The organism is Pseudonocardia cypriaca (genome assembly GCF_006717045.1).
In the GTDB taxonomy this organism is placed as follows: domain Bacteria; phylum Actinomycetota; class Actinomycetes; order Mycobacteriales; family Pseudonocardiaceae; genus Pseudonocardia; species Pseudonocardia cypriaca.
Genome location: NZ_VFPH01000001.1, coordinates 573,294 through 591,074, shown reverse-complemented (window position 1 = coordinate 591,074; position 17,781 = coordinate 573,294). Strand labels below are relative to the sequence as shown.

At 72.4% G+C, this 17,781-nt stretch carries 18 protein-coding genes; 13 read left to right on the top strand and 5 right to left on the bottom strand.

What is annotated here, in order from left to right; all coding sequences use genetic code 11:
• Positions 1–115: 115 nt before the first annotated feature.
• Positions 116–1,033: a ferredoxin family protein gene (locus FB388_RS02795; RefSeq protein ID WP_142096466.1), complete on the top strand. Its 918-nt coding sequence runs from the start codon at positions 116–118 to the stop codon at positions 1,031–1,033.
• A 148-nt stretch (positions 1,034–1,181) separates the two neighbouring features.
• Here the strand turns inward: FB388_RS02795 and FB388_RS02790 are convergent, their stop codons facing one another.
• Complete coding sequence (locus tag FB388_RS02790; protein WP_142096463.1) at positions 1,182–2,297, bottom strand: App1 family protein phosphatidate phosphatase; 1,116 nt, start codon at positions 2,295–2,297, stop codon at positions 1,182–1,184.
• Between the two features lie 64 nt (positions 2,298–2,361).
• On the opposite strand from FB388_RS02790, the gene FB388_RS02785 reads away from it, so the two are divergent.
• Positions 2,362–3,039 carry an HAD hydrolase-like protein gene (locus tag FB388_RS02785; RefSeq protein WP_246121533.1) on the top strand — a complete coding sequence of 226 codons (678 nt, stop codon included), beginning with the start codon at positions 2,362–2,364 and terminating at the stop codon, positions 3,037–3,039.
• A 60-nt stretch (positions 3,040–3,099) separates the two neighbouring features.
• Here FB388_RS02785 and glpK (FB388_RS02780) read toward each other — a convergent pair whose 3' ends face one another.
• Positions 3,100–4,596, bottom strand: a complete 1,497-nt coding sequence (glpK, locus tag FB388_RS02780) for a glycerol kinase GlpK (RefSeq protein ID WP_142096444.1) — start codon at positions 4,594–4,596, stop codon at positions 3,100–3,102.
• A gap of 85 nt (positions 4,597–4,681) precedes the next feature.
• Positions 4,682–5,446, bottom strand: a complete 765-nt coding sequence (locus tag FB388_RS02775; protein ID WP_142096440.1) for an IclR family transcriptional regulator — start codon at positions 5,444–5,446, stop codon at positions 4,682–4,684.
• Positions 5,447–5,572: 126 nt separating this feature from the next.
• Between FB388_RS02775 and FB388_RS02770 the strand changes: the two genes are divergently transcribed.
• From FB388_RS02770 to FB388_RS02760, 3 genes are read left to right on the top strand one after another with little or no spacing between them, the layout of a single operon-like run.
• A complete protein-coding gene (locus FB388_RS02770) occupies positions 5,573–6,460 on the top strand; it encodes an MIP/aquaporin family protein (protein WP_425468548.1) in 888 nt (295 codons plus the stop codon).
• Positions 6,461–6,498: 38 nt separating this feature from the next.
• Entirely contained in the window at positions 6,499–8,016 is a 1,518-nt protein-coding gene (gene glpK / locus FB388_RS02765; protein ID WP_142096434.1) for a glycerol kinase GlpK, read from the top strand.
• A 37-nt stretch (positions 8,017–8,053) separates the two neighbouring features.
• Positions 8,054–9,763, top strand: coding sequence for a glycerol-3-phosphate dehydrogenase/oxidase (locus FB388_RS02760; protein ID WP_142096431.1), 1,710 nt, complete (start codon positions 8,054–8,056; stop codon positions 9,761–9,763).
• 143 nt (positions 9,764–9,906) lie between these two features.
• Here FB388_RS02760 and FB388_RS02755 read toward each other — a convergent pair whose 3' ends face one another.
• A complete protein-coding gene (locus FB388_RS02755; RefSeq protein ID WP_142096429.1) occupies positions 9,907–10,347 on the bottom strand; it encodes a hypothetical protein in 441 nt (146 codons plus the stop codon).
• 88 nt (positions 10,348–10,435) lie between these two features.
• Between FB388_RS02755 and FB388_RS02750 the strand changes: the two genes are divergently transcribed.
• The 7 genes from FB388_RS02750 (at position 10,436) to FB388_RS02720 (ending at position 16,848) form a co-directional block, all read left to right on the top strand.
• Entirely contained in the window at positions 10,436–11,494 is a 1,059-nt protein-coding gene (locus FB388_RS02750) for an NAD(P)-binding domain-containing protein (protein ID WP_142096427.1), read from the top strand.
• Between the two features lie 47 nt (positions 11,495–11,541).
• Entirely contained in the window at positions 11,542–12,087 is a 546-nt protein-coding gene (locus FB388_RS02745; protein WP_142096424.1) for a Uma2 family endonuclease, read from the top strand.
• Positions 12,088–12,164: 77 nt separating this feature from the next.
• The gene (locus FB388_RS02740) at positions 12,165–12,734 is read left to right on the top strand and encodes a DUF3558 domain-containing protein (protein ID WP_170225444.1); all 570 of its coding nucleotides are present in this window, start codon (positions 12,165–12,167) and stop codon (positions 12,732–12,734) included.
• Between the two features lie 100 nt (positions 12,735–12,834).
• A complete protein-coding gene (locus FB388_RS02735) occupies positions 12,835–13,158 on the top strand; it encodes a hypothetical protein (protein WP_142096418.1) in 324 nt (107 codons plus the stop codon).
• Between the two features lie 165 nt (positions 13,159–13,323).
• Complete coding sequence (locus FB388_RS02730) at positions 13,324–14,697, top strand: hypothetical protein (protein ID WP_142096415.1); 1,374 nt, start codon at positions 13,324–13,326, stop codon at positions 14,695–14,697.
• Between the two features lie 106 nt (positions 14,698–14,803).
• Positions 14,804–15,379 carry a PadR family transcriptional regulator gene (locus FB388_RS02725; protein WP_246121531.1) on the top strand — a complete coding sequence of 192 codons (576 nt, stop codon included), beginning with the start codon at positions 14,804–14,806 and terminating at the stop codon, positions 15,377–15,379.
• On the top strand, positions 15,376–16,848 hold the full coding sequence (locus tag FB388_RS02720; RefSeq protein ID WP_246121529.1) for a DHA2 family efflux MFS transporter permease subunit: 1,473 nt from the start codon (positions 15,376–15,378) through the stop codon (positions 16,846–16,848). Before FB388_RS02725 ends, FB388_RS02720 begins: the two co-directional genes overlap by 4 nt.
• Here the strand turns inward: FB388_RS02720 and FB388_RS02715 are convergent.
• Positions 16,845–17,105 carry a DUF3040 domain-containing protein gene (locus FB388_RS02715; RefSeq protein WP_142096409.1) on the bottom strand — a complete coding sequence of 87 codons (261 nt, stop codon included), beginning with the start codon at positions 17,103–17,105 and terminating at the stop codon, positions 16,845–16,847. The two genes, FB388_RS02720 and FB388_RS02715, sit on opposite strands and share 4 nt — an antisense overlap.
• A 158-nt stretch (positions 17,106–17,263) precedes the next feature.
• Between FB388_RS02715 and FB388_RS02710 the strand changes: the two genes are divergently transcribed.
• Entirely contained in the window at positions 17,264–17,677 is a 414-nt protein-coding gene (locus tag FB388_RS02710; protein WP_142096406.1) for a VOC family protein, read from the top strand.
• Positions 17,678–17,781 lie beyond the last annotated feature (104 nt).

The following is a 17,781-nucleotide window of genomic DNA, read 5'->3' as shown; positions in this document are numbered from 1 at the left end:
ATCTTCATTACCAAGTCTTTACCACCGCCTCAACGAGCCTAGCCGAGCCGGAGTTCCGCGGCCTCCGCCGAGCGCTCGACCGGGTAACCGGCACTCGGGTGGGTAGCCTTCGTCGATGGACGAGGCCGTGACGGGCGGTTGGCCCCGCTGCTCGTTCGCCGCCGGTGCAGCGGGCGACGCGCTCGAAGGCACCGCACCGCAGGCGGACCGGTGGCTGCTGGTCGAGCACCCCGGCCCGTGGCCCCGTCAGGCCCTGACCGCCCTGCCGGCCGATGTGGCCGACGCCCTCTCCGACTGGGAGGGGCGGGTCGTGCTGGTGCGCCGGCCCGGGCGCACCCGTCCGGCCGGGCCGCGCCGCTGGTTGCGGGTCGATGCCAGGCCGGGCCACGAGTCGGTCCGCACCGGCACCTACCGCCTCGAACCGGAGCTGGTCGCAGCCGTCGACCGGCAGGGAGAGCCGTACGACGGGCCGTTGGTCCTCGTCTGCACCCATGGGCGGCACGACACCTGCTGCGCGGTCCGCGGCCGTCGGGTCGCCGCCGCGCTCGCCGCCGCGGATCCCGAGCCGGTCTGGGAATGCAGTCACATCGGCGGGTGCCGGTTCGCCCCGGCCGTGGTGCTCCTCCCCCACGGCTACACGCTCGGCGGGCTCGACCCCGCCGGCGCGCCCGCCGTGCTCGCCGCCTACCGGGCGGGCCACCTCGAGGTGGGGTCCGTGCGTGGACGGTCGTCGATGTCGCCCGCGGTGCAGGCCGCGCAGCACCACGCCCGACTGGCAATGGGCGCCACCGGCGTTGACGACCTGCGGCTCGTGCACGTCACCTCAGACGACCACCCCGACGGCAGCACGGACTGGCACGTCGAGCTCGCCGAGCCGGACTGCTCGGTGCTGCTGCGGGAGCGCTACGTCACCGTCGGCCGCCCGCTGACGTGCGCTGCCACCGCCCCGGGTCGGATGCGCGTCTTCGACGTGCAGAAGCTCCGCACCAGCCGCCCGGCCCGCCACGCGGAGACGCAGAACTCGCGCTTCTGAGACGCACAACTCGCCCGTGCTCGACGCAGGACTCGCGGGTGTTCCGTCCCGCCGCGGCGAGTCCGACGTTCCAACACGGCGAGTCCGACGTCCCGGCACGGCGAGTCCGACGTCCCGGCACGGCGAGTCCGACGTCCCGGCGTCCGAGTCAGCCGGACTGCACGTCGTCGAGCGAAGCGGCGTCGAGCAGGCCGAGCGTGGCCGCGTGCGCGGCGATCTGCACGCTGTCGTCGACGGCGAGCATCGGCACCCCGGCCGCCGTGACCTCGGCGGCCAGCGCGTCGACCTCCGCGATCCTGCCGGGGAGGGCGTGGCGGGTACGGCGGATGTATACGGCGCGGATGCGGTCCGGGAACTCGCGGGCGAGTGCCGCGTAGATCTCCGGGTCGAGCTGGCCGCTGTCGCCCACCAGCACCAGTCCGAGCCCGGGATGCTCCTCGAGCATCCCCCGGACGAGCCCACCCTTGTGCTCCTGCGCCCCGATCCGGAACATGCCGCTGCGCGACGGCCCCCAGTCGGTCAGGAGCAGCGGGCCGAGCGGGAACCGCCGCAGCACGATGTACTCCAGCAGCATCTCGTGCAGGTTCCACGGGCTCGTGGAGACGTAGAAGACGGGCCGCCTCGGCGCGCCGGCCGGTTCCACGAGCGCGCGGTAGAGCGGCGCGGCGCCGGGAAGGGGCGTGCGCTCGCTGACCGGGGTGAGCAGGGCGGACCGCACGAACTCGATGCCCCGGGTCAGGCCGGTCTCCACGATCGTGTCGTCCACGTCGCTGACCAGCCCGATGCTCGCCTCCGGGTCGACCACCAGCACCTGGGCCGACACCGCGGCCCCGTCCCGGAGCCGCAGCTCGAACGCGTGCCACCCCGGGCTCAGCGGTTCGGCGACCTCGAGCACGGCGTCGAGGTAGCCGTCGCGGTCGGAGCGGATCTGCGCCGCGACGCCCGGCCCGCGCACCGTGACGACCGCGCCCGGGACCTCCACGGTGAGGAAGCGCGCGATGGTCGCGCGCAGCACCGCCCGCCGCGACCGGGGAGTCGGGGCAGGCGCCTCAGGCACCCCCACCGCGGGCGCCGCGGCCTCCGGCCTGCCGAGCACGACCCGCCCACCCACCCGCACCCGCCGGCTGGTGCCGTGCCCGATGAACGGCACGATCATCGGCAGATGCCGGCCGCGCACGCGCAGCACGAGCAGCACCGCCATCTGCACGACGCCCTCGACGGCCATGGCGACCCGGACCACGAACTTGCGCACCAACTCCCGCACCCCGCAGACCTACCGCACGGCGCCCACCGGGGCCACCGCAGGGCCCCCACGTACCATGCGATCAGTGCGCACCGTCCTCCTCGACGTCGACGGCACCCTCGTCGACTCGGCAGCCACGATCGTCGAACACCTGGCCGCGGCCATCGCCGAAGTCGGCTTCCCGGTGCCGGACGCCGCGCGGTTGCTCAAGCTCGTGGGCCCGCCGTTCGAGACCGCCCTCCCCGAGCTCGGCCTGACGCAGGAGCAGACGGCAGCGGCGATCGTCGCGTACCGCGCCTCGTACGACGCGGTCGCGGCCACGATCACGCCGGTCTACCCCGGCATCCCGGCGCTGCTGGAGCGGCTGCGGGAGGACGGGATGCGCCTCGCCACCGCGACCTCGAAGCCGGAGGAGCTGGCCCGCAAGATCGTCGCCGGCACCGGGCTCGGGAGCTACCTCGACCTGGTGGGCGGGGCCGATCACGTCTCCGGACGGGTGGGCAAGGCCGCCGTCGTCGGGTCGGTGCTCGAGCGGCTGGGTCTCGACCCCGCGATCGACCCGGTGGTGCTGGTCGGCGACCGGATCCACGACGTCGAGGGCGCCGCGGCGCACGGCGTGCCGACCATCGGCGTGACCTGGGGCTACGCCGAGCCCGGCGAGCTGGCCGGCGCCCGGCTGATCGTGTCCGACCTCGACGAGCTGGCCGATGCGCTGCGCGGGGACGCGGTGTGGTCGACGACGATGCCGCGCGACGCCGCCTGACGCCCGGAGGCCCGGCACATCCCGATCCGCGAGTCGCGGTCTCCGTGTACGCGAGTCGCGTCACTCCTCCGACGGAGCCTGCACCCAGCCGTAGCTGCGGTTGACCGCGCGGCCCCAGTTCTCGTGCTCGCGGCGGCGCAGGTCGTCGTCCATGGCGGGCTCCCACGCGGCGGCGCGGTGCCAGTTGGCGCGCAGGACCTCCAGACCCGACCAGTACCCGACGGCGAGCCCCGCCGCGTAGGCCGCCCCGAGCGACACGGCCTCGGAACCGAGCGGCCGCTCCACCGGCACGTCCAGGACGTCCGCGACGAACTGCATCAGCAGGTGGTTGGCCGTCATCCCGCCGTCGACCTTCAGCCGTGCGACGGGCACCCCCGAGTCGGCGTTCATCGCGTCGACCACCTCGCGGGTCTGCCAGCCCGTCGCCTCCAGCACGGCACGGGCGAGGTGCCCGCGGTTGATGAACGACGTGAGCCCGACCATCACGCCACGCGCCTCGGGGTGCCAGCGCGGCGAGTACAGGCCGGAGAACGCCGGGACGATGTAGCAGCCGCCGTTGTCCGGGACCGTGCTGGCCAACGTCTCGATCTGGGCGGCGGTGCCGATCATGCCCAGCGAGTCGCGGAACCACTGCACCAGCGAGCCGGTGACCGCGATCGCGCCCTCTAGGGCGTACACGGGCGAGTCCCCGAGCAGGTACCCGACGGTCGGGATCAGCCCGTGCGTCGACTCGGCGAGCCGGTGCCCCGTGTTCATCAGCAGGAAGGCACCGGTGCCGTAGGTGCACTTGATCTCGCCGGGCGCGAAGCAGGCCTGGCCCACGAGCGCGGCCTGCTGGTCGCCGAGCGCCCCCGCCACCGGCACACCCGGCAGCAGCGTTGTGCAGGTGCCGTACACCTCGGCGTTGGGACGGATCTCCGGCAGCATTCGACGCGGCACCCGCAGCACGTCGAGCAGCTTGTCCGACCACTGCAGCGTCCGGACGTCCATGAGCATCGTGCGGCTCGCGTTCGTGACGTCGGTGACGTGCCTGCCGGTGAGCCGCCAGATGAGCCAGCTCTCCATCGTGCCGAACAGCACGTCCCCCGCCTCGGCTCTCTCCCGCGCGCCCGGCACGTGGTCGAGCAGCCAGCGCAGCCGGGGGCCCGCGAAGTAGGTGGCGGGCGGCAACCCGCAGATGGACGTGATCAGCGGCGCGTGCCCGTCCTCGACGAGCCGCGCCACGATGCCGTCGGTGCGGGTGTCCTGCCAGGTGATCGCCCGCGCCAGCGGCAGGCCGGTGTGCCGGTCCCAGATCACGGTGGTCTCGCGCTGGTTGGCGATGCCGAGCCCCACGATGTCGTCCGGGGTGAGCCCGGCGCTCTTGAGGGCGGCCGGCACGACGCGGGTGACGTTGCGCCAGATCTCCGCGGCGTCGTGCTCCACGAGCCCAGGCCGCGGGTAGTGCTGCCGGTGCTCCCGCTGGGCCACGGCGAGCATCCGCCCGGCCCGGTTGAACAGGAGGCACCGGGTGGAGGTGGTGCCCTGGTCGATGGCAGCGACGACGCGTTCACTCACGGCGCCACCCCTGCCGGGATGTCAGCATGGCCACCTTCATGACGCCAGACGACATGAAGGTGGCCATGCTGACACGGGCACATCTTCACGGGCTCACCATCAGCGCCGCCGAGATCTCCCGCGCCGCCGCCACCAGCTGCTCCGCCAGCCACGGGCGCAGCTCGCCGCCCAGGCCGTAGAGGTCCTCCACCGGGCCGACCACCCCGATCGCGCCGACCACGATCCCGCCGCTCGCCCGCAGGGGCGCCGCCGCGCCGCCGGTGCCGGACTCGTACTCCCCCGTGTCGCTCGCCCACCCCCGCCTTCTGGCGAGGGCGAGCTGGGCCTCCAGCGCGGTGACGGACACGCAGGTGCGCCCGGTCCACGGCTGCAGGTCCAGGTCGCGGGCGGGCGGGGTGGCGACCGGCGCGAACGCGAGTAGGCACTTGCCGAGCGCGGTGGCGTGCAGCGGCTGCTCCTCGCCGGTGCGGATCCGTTGCGGGGTGCCGTCGGGGCGGAAGACGTGGTGCACGAGGCGGACCGCGCCCCTCGACGCGACGCCGAGGTGCACGGCGAGCCCGGTGCTGCCGGCCAGCGAGTCGGCCCAGTTCATCGCGCGGGCCCGCAGGTCGTGGCGGTCCCAGCCGCCGCGGCCGAGCTCCTGCAGCGCGGAGCCGAGCCGGTAGCGGGCCGAGAAGGCGTCCTGGTCGACGAAGCCCACGTCACGCAGGGTGCGGACGATCCCGTGGGCGGTGGGGCGGGGCAGGTCGAGGGCGGCCGCGAGCTCGTTCAGCCCCAGCGGCCGGTCCGTGCTGCCCAGCAGCCGGAGCACGGCCGCGGCCCGCTCGATGGACTGGATGGCACCCGGCACGCCGCGACTCTACGGCAGCCCGTGTGATGTTCGTCCGATCGGCGGTTCGACAATGCCGAACACTGGGCGTTGACCGCCCCCTCCGGCCTCCCTAGCGTCCGCGGCACCCCGCATCCGAGCGGGTGCATCGAGGGGAGGGCTTCAGCGGTGAAGAACTCATACATCGGGGAACTGATTGCAGAGTTCCTCGGAACCATGATCCTCATTCTCTTCGGCGTGGGGGTGGTCGCTCAGGTCGTGACCAACCCCGACGGCGGCATGGGCGACCACGACTCGATCGCGTGGGCCTGGGGAATCGGGGTGATCCTCGGGGTCTACGTGGCGGGGCGCGTGTCCGGCGCCCACCTCAACCCCGCGGTCACGATCGCGCTCGCCGCGTTCAAGGGCTTCCCGTGGCGCAAGGTGCTGCCGTTCTCGCTCGCGCAGACGCTGGGGGCGTTCGTCGCCGCGATCATCGTGCGCTTCGTCTACGCCGACCTGATCGCCAGGATCGACGCCGAGCACACCATCGCGTCGCAGGGCATCTTCTCGACGTTGCCCGGCAACGGCGTCGAGGGCGCCAACGTCACGATCGCCACTGCGTTCTTCGACCAGATCGTGGGCACGGCGATCCTCGTGTTCGTGATCTTCGCCCTGATCACCGCGACGAACAACCCGCCGCTGGCGAACCTCACGCCGGTGGTCATCGGCCTGCTCGTCGTCGGGATCGGCATGGCGTGGGGCGCGAACGCCGGTTACGCGATCAACCCGGCCCGTGACTTCGGGCCCCGGTTCGCGTCCTGGATCACCGGCTACGAGACGGCGATGTTCGACCAGAACGGCACCCTCTACTTCTGGTTGCCGATCGTCGCACCGATCATCGGTGGGCTGATCGGTGGCGCGGCGTTCAAGTACCTGGTGGAGCGCTACCTGCCGGCCGAGGTTCCCGAGGTGACGCTGGAGCCCGGGCCGTCCGCGCCCGATCCCTCCGCGCCCGATCCCTCCGCGGAGACCAAGCACCAGCGACAGGCCTAGCCCAGCAGCGGAACTGCCCCAACGCAGAGGAGAGACGCATGGCCGAGTTCGTCGGCGCCATCGACCAGGGCACGACCAGCACCCGATTCATGATCTTCGACCACTCCGGCAACGTGAAAGGCATCCACCAGCTGGAGCACGAGCAGATCCTCCCGCAGGCCGGCTGGGTGGAGCACAACCCCGTCGAGATCTGGGAGCGCACCACCGCGGTCGTGCAGACCGCGCTCAACAAGACGAACCTGAGCGCGTCCGACCTGGCCGCGGTCGGGATCACCAACCAGCGCGAGACGGCGGTGGTGTGGGACCGCAACACCGGGCGGCCGTACTACAACGCGATCGTCTGGCAGGACACCCGCACCGACCGCATCGCCTCCGCCCTCGACCGGGACGGTCGCGGTGACGTCATCCGGCAGAAGGCCGGCCTGCCACCGGCCACCTACTTCTCCGGCGGCAAGATCCAGTGGATCCTGGAGAACGTCGACGGGGCACGGGAGGCGGCCGAGCGCGGCGACGCGATCTTCGGCAACACCGACACGTGGCTGCTGTGGAACCTCACCGGTGGACGGGACGGCGGCTCGCACGTCACCGACCCGACCAACGCCAGCCGGACGATGCTGATGAACCTCGAGACGCTCGACTGGGACGACGAGCTGCTCGGCTTCTTCGGCATCCCGCGCTCGATGCTGCCTGAGATCCAGCCCAGCTCGAACCCCGCCGGCTACGGCACCACCCGGGGTAACGGCCCGCTGGGCGGCGAGATCCTCCTGACCGGGGACCTCGGCGACCAGCAGGCCGCCACCGTCGGACAGGTGTGCTTCGCGCCGGGCGAGGCGAAGAACACCTACGGAACCGGCAACTTCATGCTGCTCAACACCGGCACGGAGCTGGTGCGCTCGAACGCGGGCCTGCTGTCCACGGTCTGCTACAAGTTCGGCGACGAGCCCGTGGTGTACGCGCTGGAGGGCTCGATCGCGGTGACCGGGTCGGCCGTCCAGTGGCTGCGCGACCAGCTGGGGATCATCTCCGGCGCCGCGCAGAGCGAGTCGCTCGCCCGGCAGGTCGAGGACAACGGCGGGGTGTACTTCGTCCCGGCGTTCTCCGGGCTGTTCGCCCCGTACTGGAGGTCCGACGCGCGCGGCGCGATCGTCGGGCTCTCCCGGTACAACACGAACGCCCACCTGGCCAGGGCCACGCTCGAGGCGATCTGCTACCAGAGCCGCGACGTCGCCGAGGCGATGGAGAAGGACTCCGGCGTGCACCTGGAGGTGCTCAAGGTCGACGGCGGCGTCACCGCCAACGAGCTGTGCATGCAGATCCAGGCCGACGTGCTCGGCGTGCCGGTGAGCCGGCCCGTCGTCGCGGAGACCACGGCGCTCGGCGCTGCGTACGCGGCTGGGCTCGCCGTCGGGTTCTGGAAGACCACCGACGAGCTGCGCACCAACTGGAACGAGTCGAAGCGCTGGGAGCCGCAGTGGAGTGACGAGCAGCGCACGACCGGGTACGAGCGCTGGAAGAAGGCCGTGACCAGGACGTTGGACTGGGTAGACGTCGACTGATTCTTCGAGCGACGCAACGAGGAAGGGAACCACCACCATGAGATCGGTCGCGCTCTCCCCGCAGGCCCGCGAGGAAGCCCTGGAGGCCATGAGCTCGACCGAACTCGACGTGCTGGTCGTCGGGGGCGGCGTCGTGGGCAGCGGTGCCGCCCTCGACGCCGCCACCCGCGGCCTGTCCGTCGGGCTCGTCGAGGCGCGTGACTTCGCCTCGGGCACCTCGAGCCGGTCCAGCAAGCTGATCCACGGCGGCCTGCGCTACCTGGAGATGCTGGACTTCCGGCTCGTCTCCGAGGCGCTGCAGGAGCGCGGGCTGCTCATCCAGACGCTCGCGCCACACCTCGTGAAGCCCGTGCCGTTCCTCTACCCGCTCACCCACCGCGGGTGGGAGCGGCTCTACGCGGGAACCGGCGTCGCGCTGTACGACACCCTCAGTCTGCTGTCCGGCCGCTCCCGCGGCGTGCCGGCACACCGCCACCTCACCCGCCGCGGCGCGCGCAAGATCGTGCCGTCGCTGCGCAAGGACGCCCTCGTCGGGGCACTGCTCTACTTCGACGCGCAGGTCGACGACGCACGGCACACCATGTTCGTCGCCCGCACGGCCGCGGCGTACGGCGCGCACGTCGCCTCCCGGGCCAGGGTGGTCGGGCTGCTGCGCGAGGGCGAGCGGGTCACCGGCGCCGAGGTGCACGACCTGGAGTCCGGGCGCACGCTGCGGGTGCGGGCCCGGCAGGTGATCAACGCGACCGGGGTGTGGACCGACGAGACGCAGGGCCTGGTCGGCGAGCGCGGCCAGTTCCACGTCCGGGCGAGCAAGGGCATCCACCTCGTCGTCCCGCGCGATCGGATCCGCGGCGACTCGGGGCTGATCCTGCGCACCGAGAAGTCCGTGCTCTTCGTCATCCCGTGGGGCCGGCACTGGATCATCGGCACCACCGACACCGACTGGAAGCTGGGCCTCGCCCACCCCGCGGCGAGCGCGGCCGACATCGAGTACCTGCTCGACCACGTCAACGCCGTGCTGGAGCAGCCGCTCACCCACGAGGACGTCGAGGGCGTCTACGCGGGGCTACGGCCGCTGCTCTCGGGCGAGTCGGAGTCGACGTCCAAGCTGTCCCGGGAGCACGCCGTGGCGCACACGGTGCCGGGGCTGGTGGTCGTCGCGGGCGGGAAGTACACGACCTACCGCGTGATGGCCAAGGACGCCGTCGACGCCGCGGTGCACGGGCTGCACATCAAGGTGCCACGGTCCGTCACCGAGAAGGTCCCGCTGCTCGGCGCAGAAGGCTTCGAGGCGCTGAAGAACGCGGCCCCGCTGCTCGGCCAGCAGTACGGGGTGCACGAGGCGCGCATCCTGCACCTGTTGGGGCGCTACGGATCACTGATCCACGAGGTGCTGGAGCTCGTGGCGGGCGACCCGAGCCTCGGCGAGCCCCTCGCCGGCGCGCCCGACTACCTGCGCGCCGAGATCGTCTACGCCGCCTCGCACGAGGGCGCCCGGCACCTCGACGACTTCCTCGCCCGCCGCACCCGCATCTCGATCGAGACCTTCGACCGGGGCATGGGGGTGGTCGAGGAGGTGGCGCGGCTCGTCGCGCCCGTACTCGGCTGGAGCGACGAGCAGGTCGAGCGCGAGGTCGAGCACTACCGCAAGCGGGTCGAGGCCGAGCGGGAGAGCCAGAAGATGCCCGACGACGAGACCGCCGACGCCGCCCGCATGGGCGCACCCGAGGTCGTGCCAGTCGTGTAACGCCTCACCCTCGAGCGAGCGGGCCGGCGCCGTCCTGCGGGGGAGGCGCGCAGGGAGCGAGGAACGAGCGACCGAGCACCGGAGGAGCAGGACGGCGCCTCAAGGGCCCGCGAGCACGCCGGAGCGGAGCGGAGGCAAATGTCTCAGTCCTCGTCCCACACGGCCAGGAGACTGACCAGGACGAAGACCTGCACCTCCAGCGGCAGGCCCGGCAGCTCCGCCTCGGCCTCGCCGAACCAGGCGCTCGTACGCCGGACCGCGCCCGCGGGCTCGCCGTCGCGCACGAGCACCTGGTCACGCCGCCACGGCGAGGGCCGCTCGAACGCGTGCACCTCGCCGCCGGTCTCCAACGTCCAGGTCAGCCGGCCGACGCCATCGGCGAGCGCGACGAGCCGCCCGGACTCGTCGCGCAGCCGGTAGCGCCGTCCGGTCCAGCCGCCGCGCGCCACGTCGTAGCGGTGCCCGCCGAGCTCGAAGCTCCCGCCGCCGATGAACGCCGACGGCTTCCACGTGCAGATCGCCTTGTCGTCCCGGGTGATTTCGTAGCGGGTGCTCATCAGCCCGGCCCGGGACGCGCGCAGCACGCCGCCAACCCCACCATCCCCCGCCGTGATCCGCCAGCCCTCCGAGGGCTGAGGGACTTCTCGGCGACCCGGCCGCGTTGGGGTGGGCGTGCGGAGTGATGTCGTTGTCATCGGGGCCGGTCAGGCCGGGCTCTCGGCCGCGTACGGGCTGCGCAGGGCCGGGCTCGCTCCCGGCTCGGGCTTCGTCGTGCTCGACGGCGAGGACGGACCCGGCGGGGCGTGGCGCCACCGCTGGCCCACGCTGCGCGTCGACCGCGCGCACCGCATCGCGAGCCTGCCCGGGCTTCCGTTCGAACCGGCCGACCGGACGCGGCCCGCCGCCGAGATCGTGCCCGCCTACTTCGACGCGTACGAGCGCGTGTTCGACCTGCAGGTCCGCCGCCCGGTGCGGGTGAGCACGGTCCGTTCGACCGGGCCGGACCTCCATGTCGAGACGGACGCGGGCACCTGGACCACCCGCGCCCTGATCAACGCCACCGGCACGTGGACGCGCCCGTTCCGCCCGCGCTACCCCGGCGCCGAGACGTTCCGCGGCCGGCAGCTGCACACCGTCGACTACAACGGGCCGGAGGAGTTCGCGGGCAGGCGGGTGGTCGTCGTGGGCGGGGGATCGTCCGCCGTTCAGCTGCTGATGGAGATCGCCACGGTGGCGGCGGGCACGACGTGGGTCACCCGCCGCCCCCCGGAGTTCCACGACGAGCCGTTCGGCGAGGAGTACGGCCGCGCCGTCGTGGCCCGCGTCGAGGAGCGGGTGCGGGCCGGCCTGCCGCCGCAGAGCGTCGTGAGCGTCACCGGCCTCGCACTCACACCGGAGGTGCGGGCGGCGCAGGCCGCGGGTGTGCTGGACCGGCTGCCGATGTTCGAACGGATCACCCCCGACGGCGTGGTCTGGGCCGACGGCACGTCGGTGGCCGCCGACGTGATCCTCTGGGCCACCGGCTGGCGCGCCGCACTCGGCCACCTCGCCCCGCTGCGGCTGCGCGGACCCGGCGGCGGCATCGCCGTCGACGGCACCCGAGTGGCCGCCGACCCGCGGATCCACCTCGTCGGGTACGGACCCAGCGCCAGCACGATCGGGGCGAACCGGGCCGGGCAGGCGGCGGCGCGCGATGTGGTCGCGCTCCTGAGGGAGCCGGCCGCGGCGTAGCCGCGTTCCGGCCCGAACCGTCGGTGCCGCTTGCCACACTGATCGGCATGCCGGCACTCCCCTTCCAGCGGCCGCAGCTGCTGACGGCTGCCGAGTTCGCCGCGCTGCCCGAGGCGACCGACGGGCGGTACGAGCTCCAGGAGGGGAAGGTCGTGATATCGCCCAGCCCGGCGCCCAGGCACCAGTTCTGCCAGCACCGGCTCCAGGTTCTGCTCGACCCGCAGGTGCCGGACGAGTTCCGCCTCCTGCCGACCGTCGACGTCGATCTCGAGCTCGTTCCCGCCACGCGGCCCGGCTTCGTCCGCATCCCCGACCTCGTGGTCGTCACGCGCTCCGGCTTCGAGCGGAGCCACCGCGGCGGCGGGCTCCTCCGGGCGGAGGAGGTCGTACTGGCAGTCGAGATCGTGTCGGACGGATCGCAACGGACCGACCGAATGATCAAGCATGACGAGTACGCCGACGCTGGCATTCCGCATTACTGGATCATCGACATCGACGACCGTCCGGCCATAACGGCGTGCCACCTCGCCGGCGAGTTCGGCTACGTCGACGACCCCTTCCCCGTGCGGCTGGATCTCGACCGGCTCCGCTGAGATCCGAGTTCGACCTTCCACCCACTCCGAGCCCGACCAAGCCACTACAGTCTGTCGCCGTGGGGGTGCGGCGAGCGTTGCTCGGGGTCCTGATCGTGTTGCTCGCCGGCTGCTCGACAGGCGGCCAAGCCTCCCCCGCCGACCCGCCGACCACGCCGCAGGCCTCCCCCACCACCGTCTCCCTGCCACCGCGTCCTCGGGACATCCCGATCGACGGCGTCGACCCGTGCAGCCTTCTGACCCCGGAGCAGCGGGTGGGGCTGCGGCTTGACCGCCCGCCGCAGCCCCGGAGGGAGCCCTCGCTGCTCTACCCCGGCGAAGTGTCATGGTGCTCGATCAGGGGCAACGAACCCGCGATCTCGATCAGCATCAGCACGGTGACGACGGCGGGTATCGAGTTCTGGACATCGGGCCAGGCCGCCGGCGAGCTTCGCCCCGCCGAGATAGCCGAGTTCCCAGCGCTGGTGGCGAGATCCCAGGTCCTCGATGACGGATGCAAGGTGCTGCTGGACGTCGCGCCTGGGCAACTGCTCGACGTTCAGGCGAGATCTGCCGGGGCGGATCCGCCGATCCCCGAGGACCAACTCTGTCGCGACGCGGAGCGGGCCGCGGACCTCGTGATGGACACCCTGCTCAGCCAACACTGACCAAAGCGTTCACGATCGCAAACCATCTTCTGCCAATCACCCTCTTTCGCGAGCACGCCGCTGTAGCTTCGTGCTCGCCAACTCAGGAGGGAAAGGCAAAGTGCCCGACATGCTGCGGGTGGACCCGCACCGACTGACGGCTGCCCGCGAAGCATACGACAAGGCCCTCGATGAGCTGGAGCCGCAGCTCGACCACCTGCTCAACGCAGGATTCATCCGAACTCCGTGGCTCGGAGACAACGTGAGTAACGAGGTCGTCGCCCGCTACAACAGCATGGTCATGAAGTCAGATCTCGGCACCTACCAAGCAATGCGCAGGTACGGGATTGAACTTAAAGCGATTCGCGACCAGTTCGCGCAGATGGAGCAGGCCTATCTCGCAGCCGAAGCCGCGAACGCGAGACTTCCGAGACGGGTGGAGTGACCTGCTCAGGCCGGCGGATCGAAGTGGCTCGGTAGCAGCGGACGCCGCAACACAAGAGGGGGAATGCCGATGCCCGGCATCATCGGTCCGGGTCCGGGAGGCGTCGACAGGGCGGCGGACGCGGGCCGGGTGATCGCCGGAGATGGCGGTACGCGGTGGGCAGGCGTGTCCCACGATGAGATCTGGGCGATGGTCCAGCAGGGCGACCCGGTGGCGGCGTCGGAGGCCGCGTCGTTCGCGTGGATGAAGACCCAGTTGCTGATCCAGAGCATCGAGGAGCGGTTGTCTGCCGTGGTGTCGGGCACGGCCGCGGACTGGGAGGGGGCGGCGGCGAACGCCACGCGCGGTGCGGTATCGGCGCTGGGTCAGTGGGCCATCGACGGCGCCGCCGGTGCGCGCAGCATCGGGCAGACGCTGCTCGACCAGTCGCACGAGGCCCTCCACGTGCGGCAGCAGATGCCCGAGCCGAGGACACAGGCGCTCAGTGCCGAACGGGACAGGTTCTGGACGGATCCCGGCTACGTCTTCGGGAACGTCCTCGACGGGTTCTCCGATCTGCGCGCGCTCGAGGAACAGGCCGAGAACGACGCCCAGCGGGCGCGGGAGCTGATGGCGCAGTACGAGGCGCGGTCCCGCGGCGAGAACATTCCCCGGCTGCAGGAGATGACACCCCCACCGCAGATCACCGTGGACATCGAGCCTTCGGCTCCGCCGCCTGGCGGGCCAGGCCTCACCACGCCCCTGCCCGGCGCTCCCGTGCCGGTGGGGCCGGCCGGAGTCGCGCCGGCGGGCCCGGCGGGGGTCCCGGGCGCCCCACCGCCCCCGGTCGGGGAGGTGCCGGTCCCACCCGCCGCGATACCACCGGGCGCACCCACCGCATTGCCGCCGGGCGGGCCCAACGCGGCTCCCGGCGCGGTACCGGCCGGCCCAGCTCCCAGCGCCGTACCGCCGGTGCCGCCCGCGCAGGCGCCGCCGCTTCCCGCGCCCGGAACGAACGGCGCCAGCACCCCGCCCGCAACGCCCCCCGCGACGCAATCCGCACCCTTTCCCGCGCCCGGCACCAATCGCCCCGGCATCCCTGCCGCACCGCCACTTCCGGCCGTCCCGGGAACGGGCCTGCCGCCGTCGCCGCTGCCGGCGTTTCCTCCGACACCCGGTACGCCCGCCGCGCCCGTGGCGCCCCGACCCGGCGGGGTCGCCGGCGGTCTCAACCCGCTCCCCAGGCCGACGCCCGGCTGGCGGGACGTCGTCCAGAGCAACGCGGGCGGGCCCGGTGCGCGGCCCGTTCCGGAAGCACCGGTCAGATCGACCCCGTTCGGCGAACGGCCCCCGGCGGGCGCCGCCGAACCGGCCACTAGGGCGGGCGCTCCACGCCCCGGTGCCACCCAGGCACCCGGCCTGTACCCACCGCTCACAGCCGGGATGGGCGCGGGCGGCCAGGACCGGGAGCACCGCAGGGCGCCGTTCCTGATCGACGACACCGGCGCCTTCACCGACGATCGTTGGTTCCCTCCCGCAGTGATCACCCCGGACGTGTAGCAGGTCGCCGGCTCGGATGCCGGGCGTCACAGCAGGTTGCCCCACGACAGCTCCGCTCGTAATATTCGGCGCGGAGTAATCGGCGCGGAGCAGTGTGGAGGAGTCGGTGGCGGCGAGCTTGACCCCCCTCGGCATCTCCGTGCTGGCCTTGCTCGTCGAACGCCCCATGCATCCGTACGAGATGTACCGGCTACTGCTCGAGCGGCACGAGGACCGGCGGGTGAAGATCCGGCCCGGCTCGCTGTACCACACGGTCGACCGGATGGCCGAGATCGGCCTGGTGGCGGCGACCGGCACCGAACGCGACGGCGGCCGGCCGGAGCGGACCACGTACCGGATCACCGACGACGGCCGGGAGGCTCTCGCGGAGCGGGTCCGCACGCTGCTGGCGATCCCCGTGAACGAGTACCCGCAGTTCCCGGTCGCGCTCGGCGAGGCGCACACGCTCCCCCGGCGCGAGGTGATCGAGCTGCTGAGCGCGCGCAGCCGCCGGATCGAGGGCCTGCTCGCCGAGAGCGCCGCGCTGCTGCAAGCCGCCGTCGACCGGCAGGTCGAGGAGGCCTACCTGCTCGCCCCCCGGTACCTCCAGGAACAGCTCACCACGGAGCTGAACTGGCTCACCGACCTCATCGGTCGGCTCGAACGCAAGGAGCTGCGATGGCCCAGCGAGGACATGCTGTGACCGGCACGAGTCCGTGGCCCGCGCTGTGGGCGCTCGTCGTCGGGTTCTTCATGATCCTCGTCGACGCCACCATCGTGTCGGTGGCGACGCCCGCGATCATGGCGGACCTCGGCGCGGACGTCGCCTCGGTCGTCTGGGTCACCAGCGCCTACCTGCTCGCCTACGCCGTGCCGCTGCTGATCACCGGCAGGCTCGGTGACCGGTTCGGTCCGAAGCAGGTCTACAGCACGGGTCTCGTGATCTTCACGCTCGCCTCGCTGTGGTGCGGCCTCACCGCGACCGTCGCGCAGCTGATCGTCGCGCGGATCGTCCAGGGACTGGGCGCGTCGCTGATGACGCCGCAGACGATGGCGGTCATCACCCGCACGTTCCCGGCTGACCAGCGCGGTCGCGCGATGAGCCTGTGGGGCGCGGTCGCCGGCATCGCCACGCTCGTGGGCCCGATCCTCGGCGGCGTGCTGGTCGACGGACTCGGCTGGGAGTGGATCTTCTTCGTCAACGTGCCGGTCGGCGTGGTCGCACTGGCCCTCGCGCTGCGGCTCGTGCCGGACCTGCCCACGCACGTCCACCGGTTCGACCTGCTCGGCGTGGCCTTGAGCGGCGTGGGGATGTTCCTGCTGGTGTTCGGCATCCAGGAGGGGCAGACCTTCGACTGGGGCACGATCGCGGGGCCGATCTCGGTGTGGTCGCTCATCATCGCCGGGCTCGTCGTGCTCGCCGCGTTCGTGTTCTGGCAGGTGCGCAACCGGGGCGAGCCGCTGCTGTCGCTGGCGCTGTTCCGCGACCGCAACTTCAGCCTGGCCAACGCCGCGATCACCACGGTCGGGTTCACGGTCACGTCCATGTCGTTCCCGCTCATGCTGTACGCGCAGGGCGTGCGCGGACTCACCCCCACCCAGGCGGCCCTGCTCCTCGCCCCGATGGCCGTGATCTCCGGGTTGCTGGCCCCCGTCGTCGGGCGGCTGACCGACCGCCACCACCCGCGCCACATCGCCGGTATCGGGATGGTCTGCTTCCCGGTGGCGCTGTTCTGGCTCGCGACGGTCCTCGTGCCCGAAGCCGCGATCTGGCAGCTGCTGCTCCCCCTCACCCTGATCGGCGTCGCGAGCGCGTTCGTCTGGGCGCCGATCGCGAGCACCGCCACCCGCAACCTCCCCATGCGGCACGCGGGTGCCGGAGCTGGGGTGTACAACACCACCCGGCAGGTCGGCGCGGTACTCGGCAGCGCGTGCATCGCGGCGATGATGGAGGCACGCCTGGCCGCGCTCCTGCCGGGGACGTCCGGTCACGCGGAGGCAGCCGTCACGCAGCTCCCCCCTGCCCAGTACGGGGCGTTCGCGGCCGCGATGGGCCAGTCGCTGCTCCTGCCCGCAGGCGTGCTGCTGGCCGGGCTGGTCGCGGTGCTGTGCTTCGCGCAGCCGCTGCACCTGCGCCGGGAGCCGGCCGGTGCGGCGGTCGCGGGCGACTAACGCCGCCGACGCCGCCGCAGCCAGACCCCGCCGACCGTGGCGGCCAGCGACAGCACGAAGACCGCCGGCAGCATCACGAGCAGCGACATCAGCATTCCGAGCCCGCCGACGACGAGCAGGAGGATGGGCAGCAGCCGGGAGGTCCCGCGGGGCGAGGACGGCGGCCACCGCGTGAAGTGACGGGCGAACTCGGGGTCCTCCTCGAGCAGCCGGCGCTCGATCTCCTCGAGGCGGCGCCGGTCGTTCTGGTTGAGCATCGCATCGTCTCCCCCGAATGGGCCCCGCGCACCCGATCTCCGGCCGGGGGTCGTTCGCGGATTCCCGCCGGCAGCCCGATCAAACGGCGCGGCGAGCGCACTTCCGCGGGACGACGGGCTCTGCGACGATGCTCGCCTCCACGACACGGGAGGTACCGATGCCTTCTCGTCTCAACCCCTACTTGAGCTTCGACGGCGACGCCAGGTCGGCCATGGAGTTCTACGCCGACGTCTTCGGCGGCACGCTCACGATGAACACCTACGGTGAGTACGGCGACCCGGACGCCCCCGAGGCCGACCGGATCATGCACGCGCTGCTGGAGACGCGCAGCGGGTACACGATCATGGGCGCCGACTCCCAGGCAGGTATGCCGCTGAGCCGCGGCGACGACGTCGCGCTGAGTCTCAGCGGTGATGACGGCGACGAGCTGCGCGGCTACTGGGAGCGGCTCTCCGACGGCGGCACCGTGAGCGTCCCGCTCGAGAAGCAGATGTGGGGCGACGAGTTCGGCATGTGCGCCGACCGGTTCGGCGTGCATTGGATGGTGAACATCGGTCAGCCGGCCACCTGACGAGGTACCGGTCACGGCCACCGCCGTCGCGGGTGGTGAACTCTTCGCCGCGGGGCCGCGTGTCCCCACTGGCGGACCGCCCGGGTCCGCGCGACCCGGAGGTA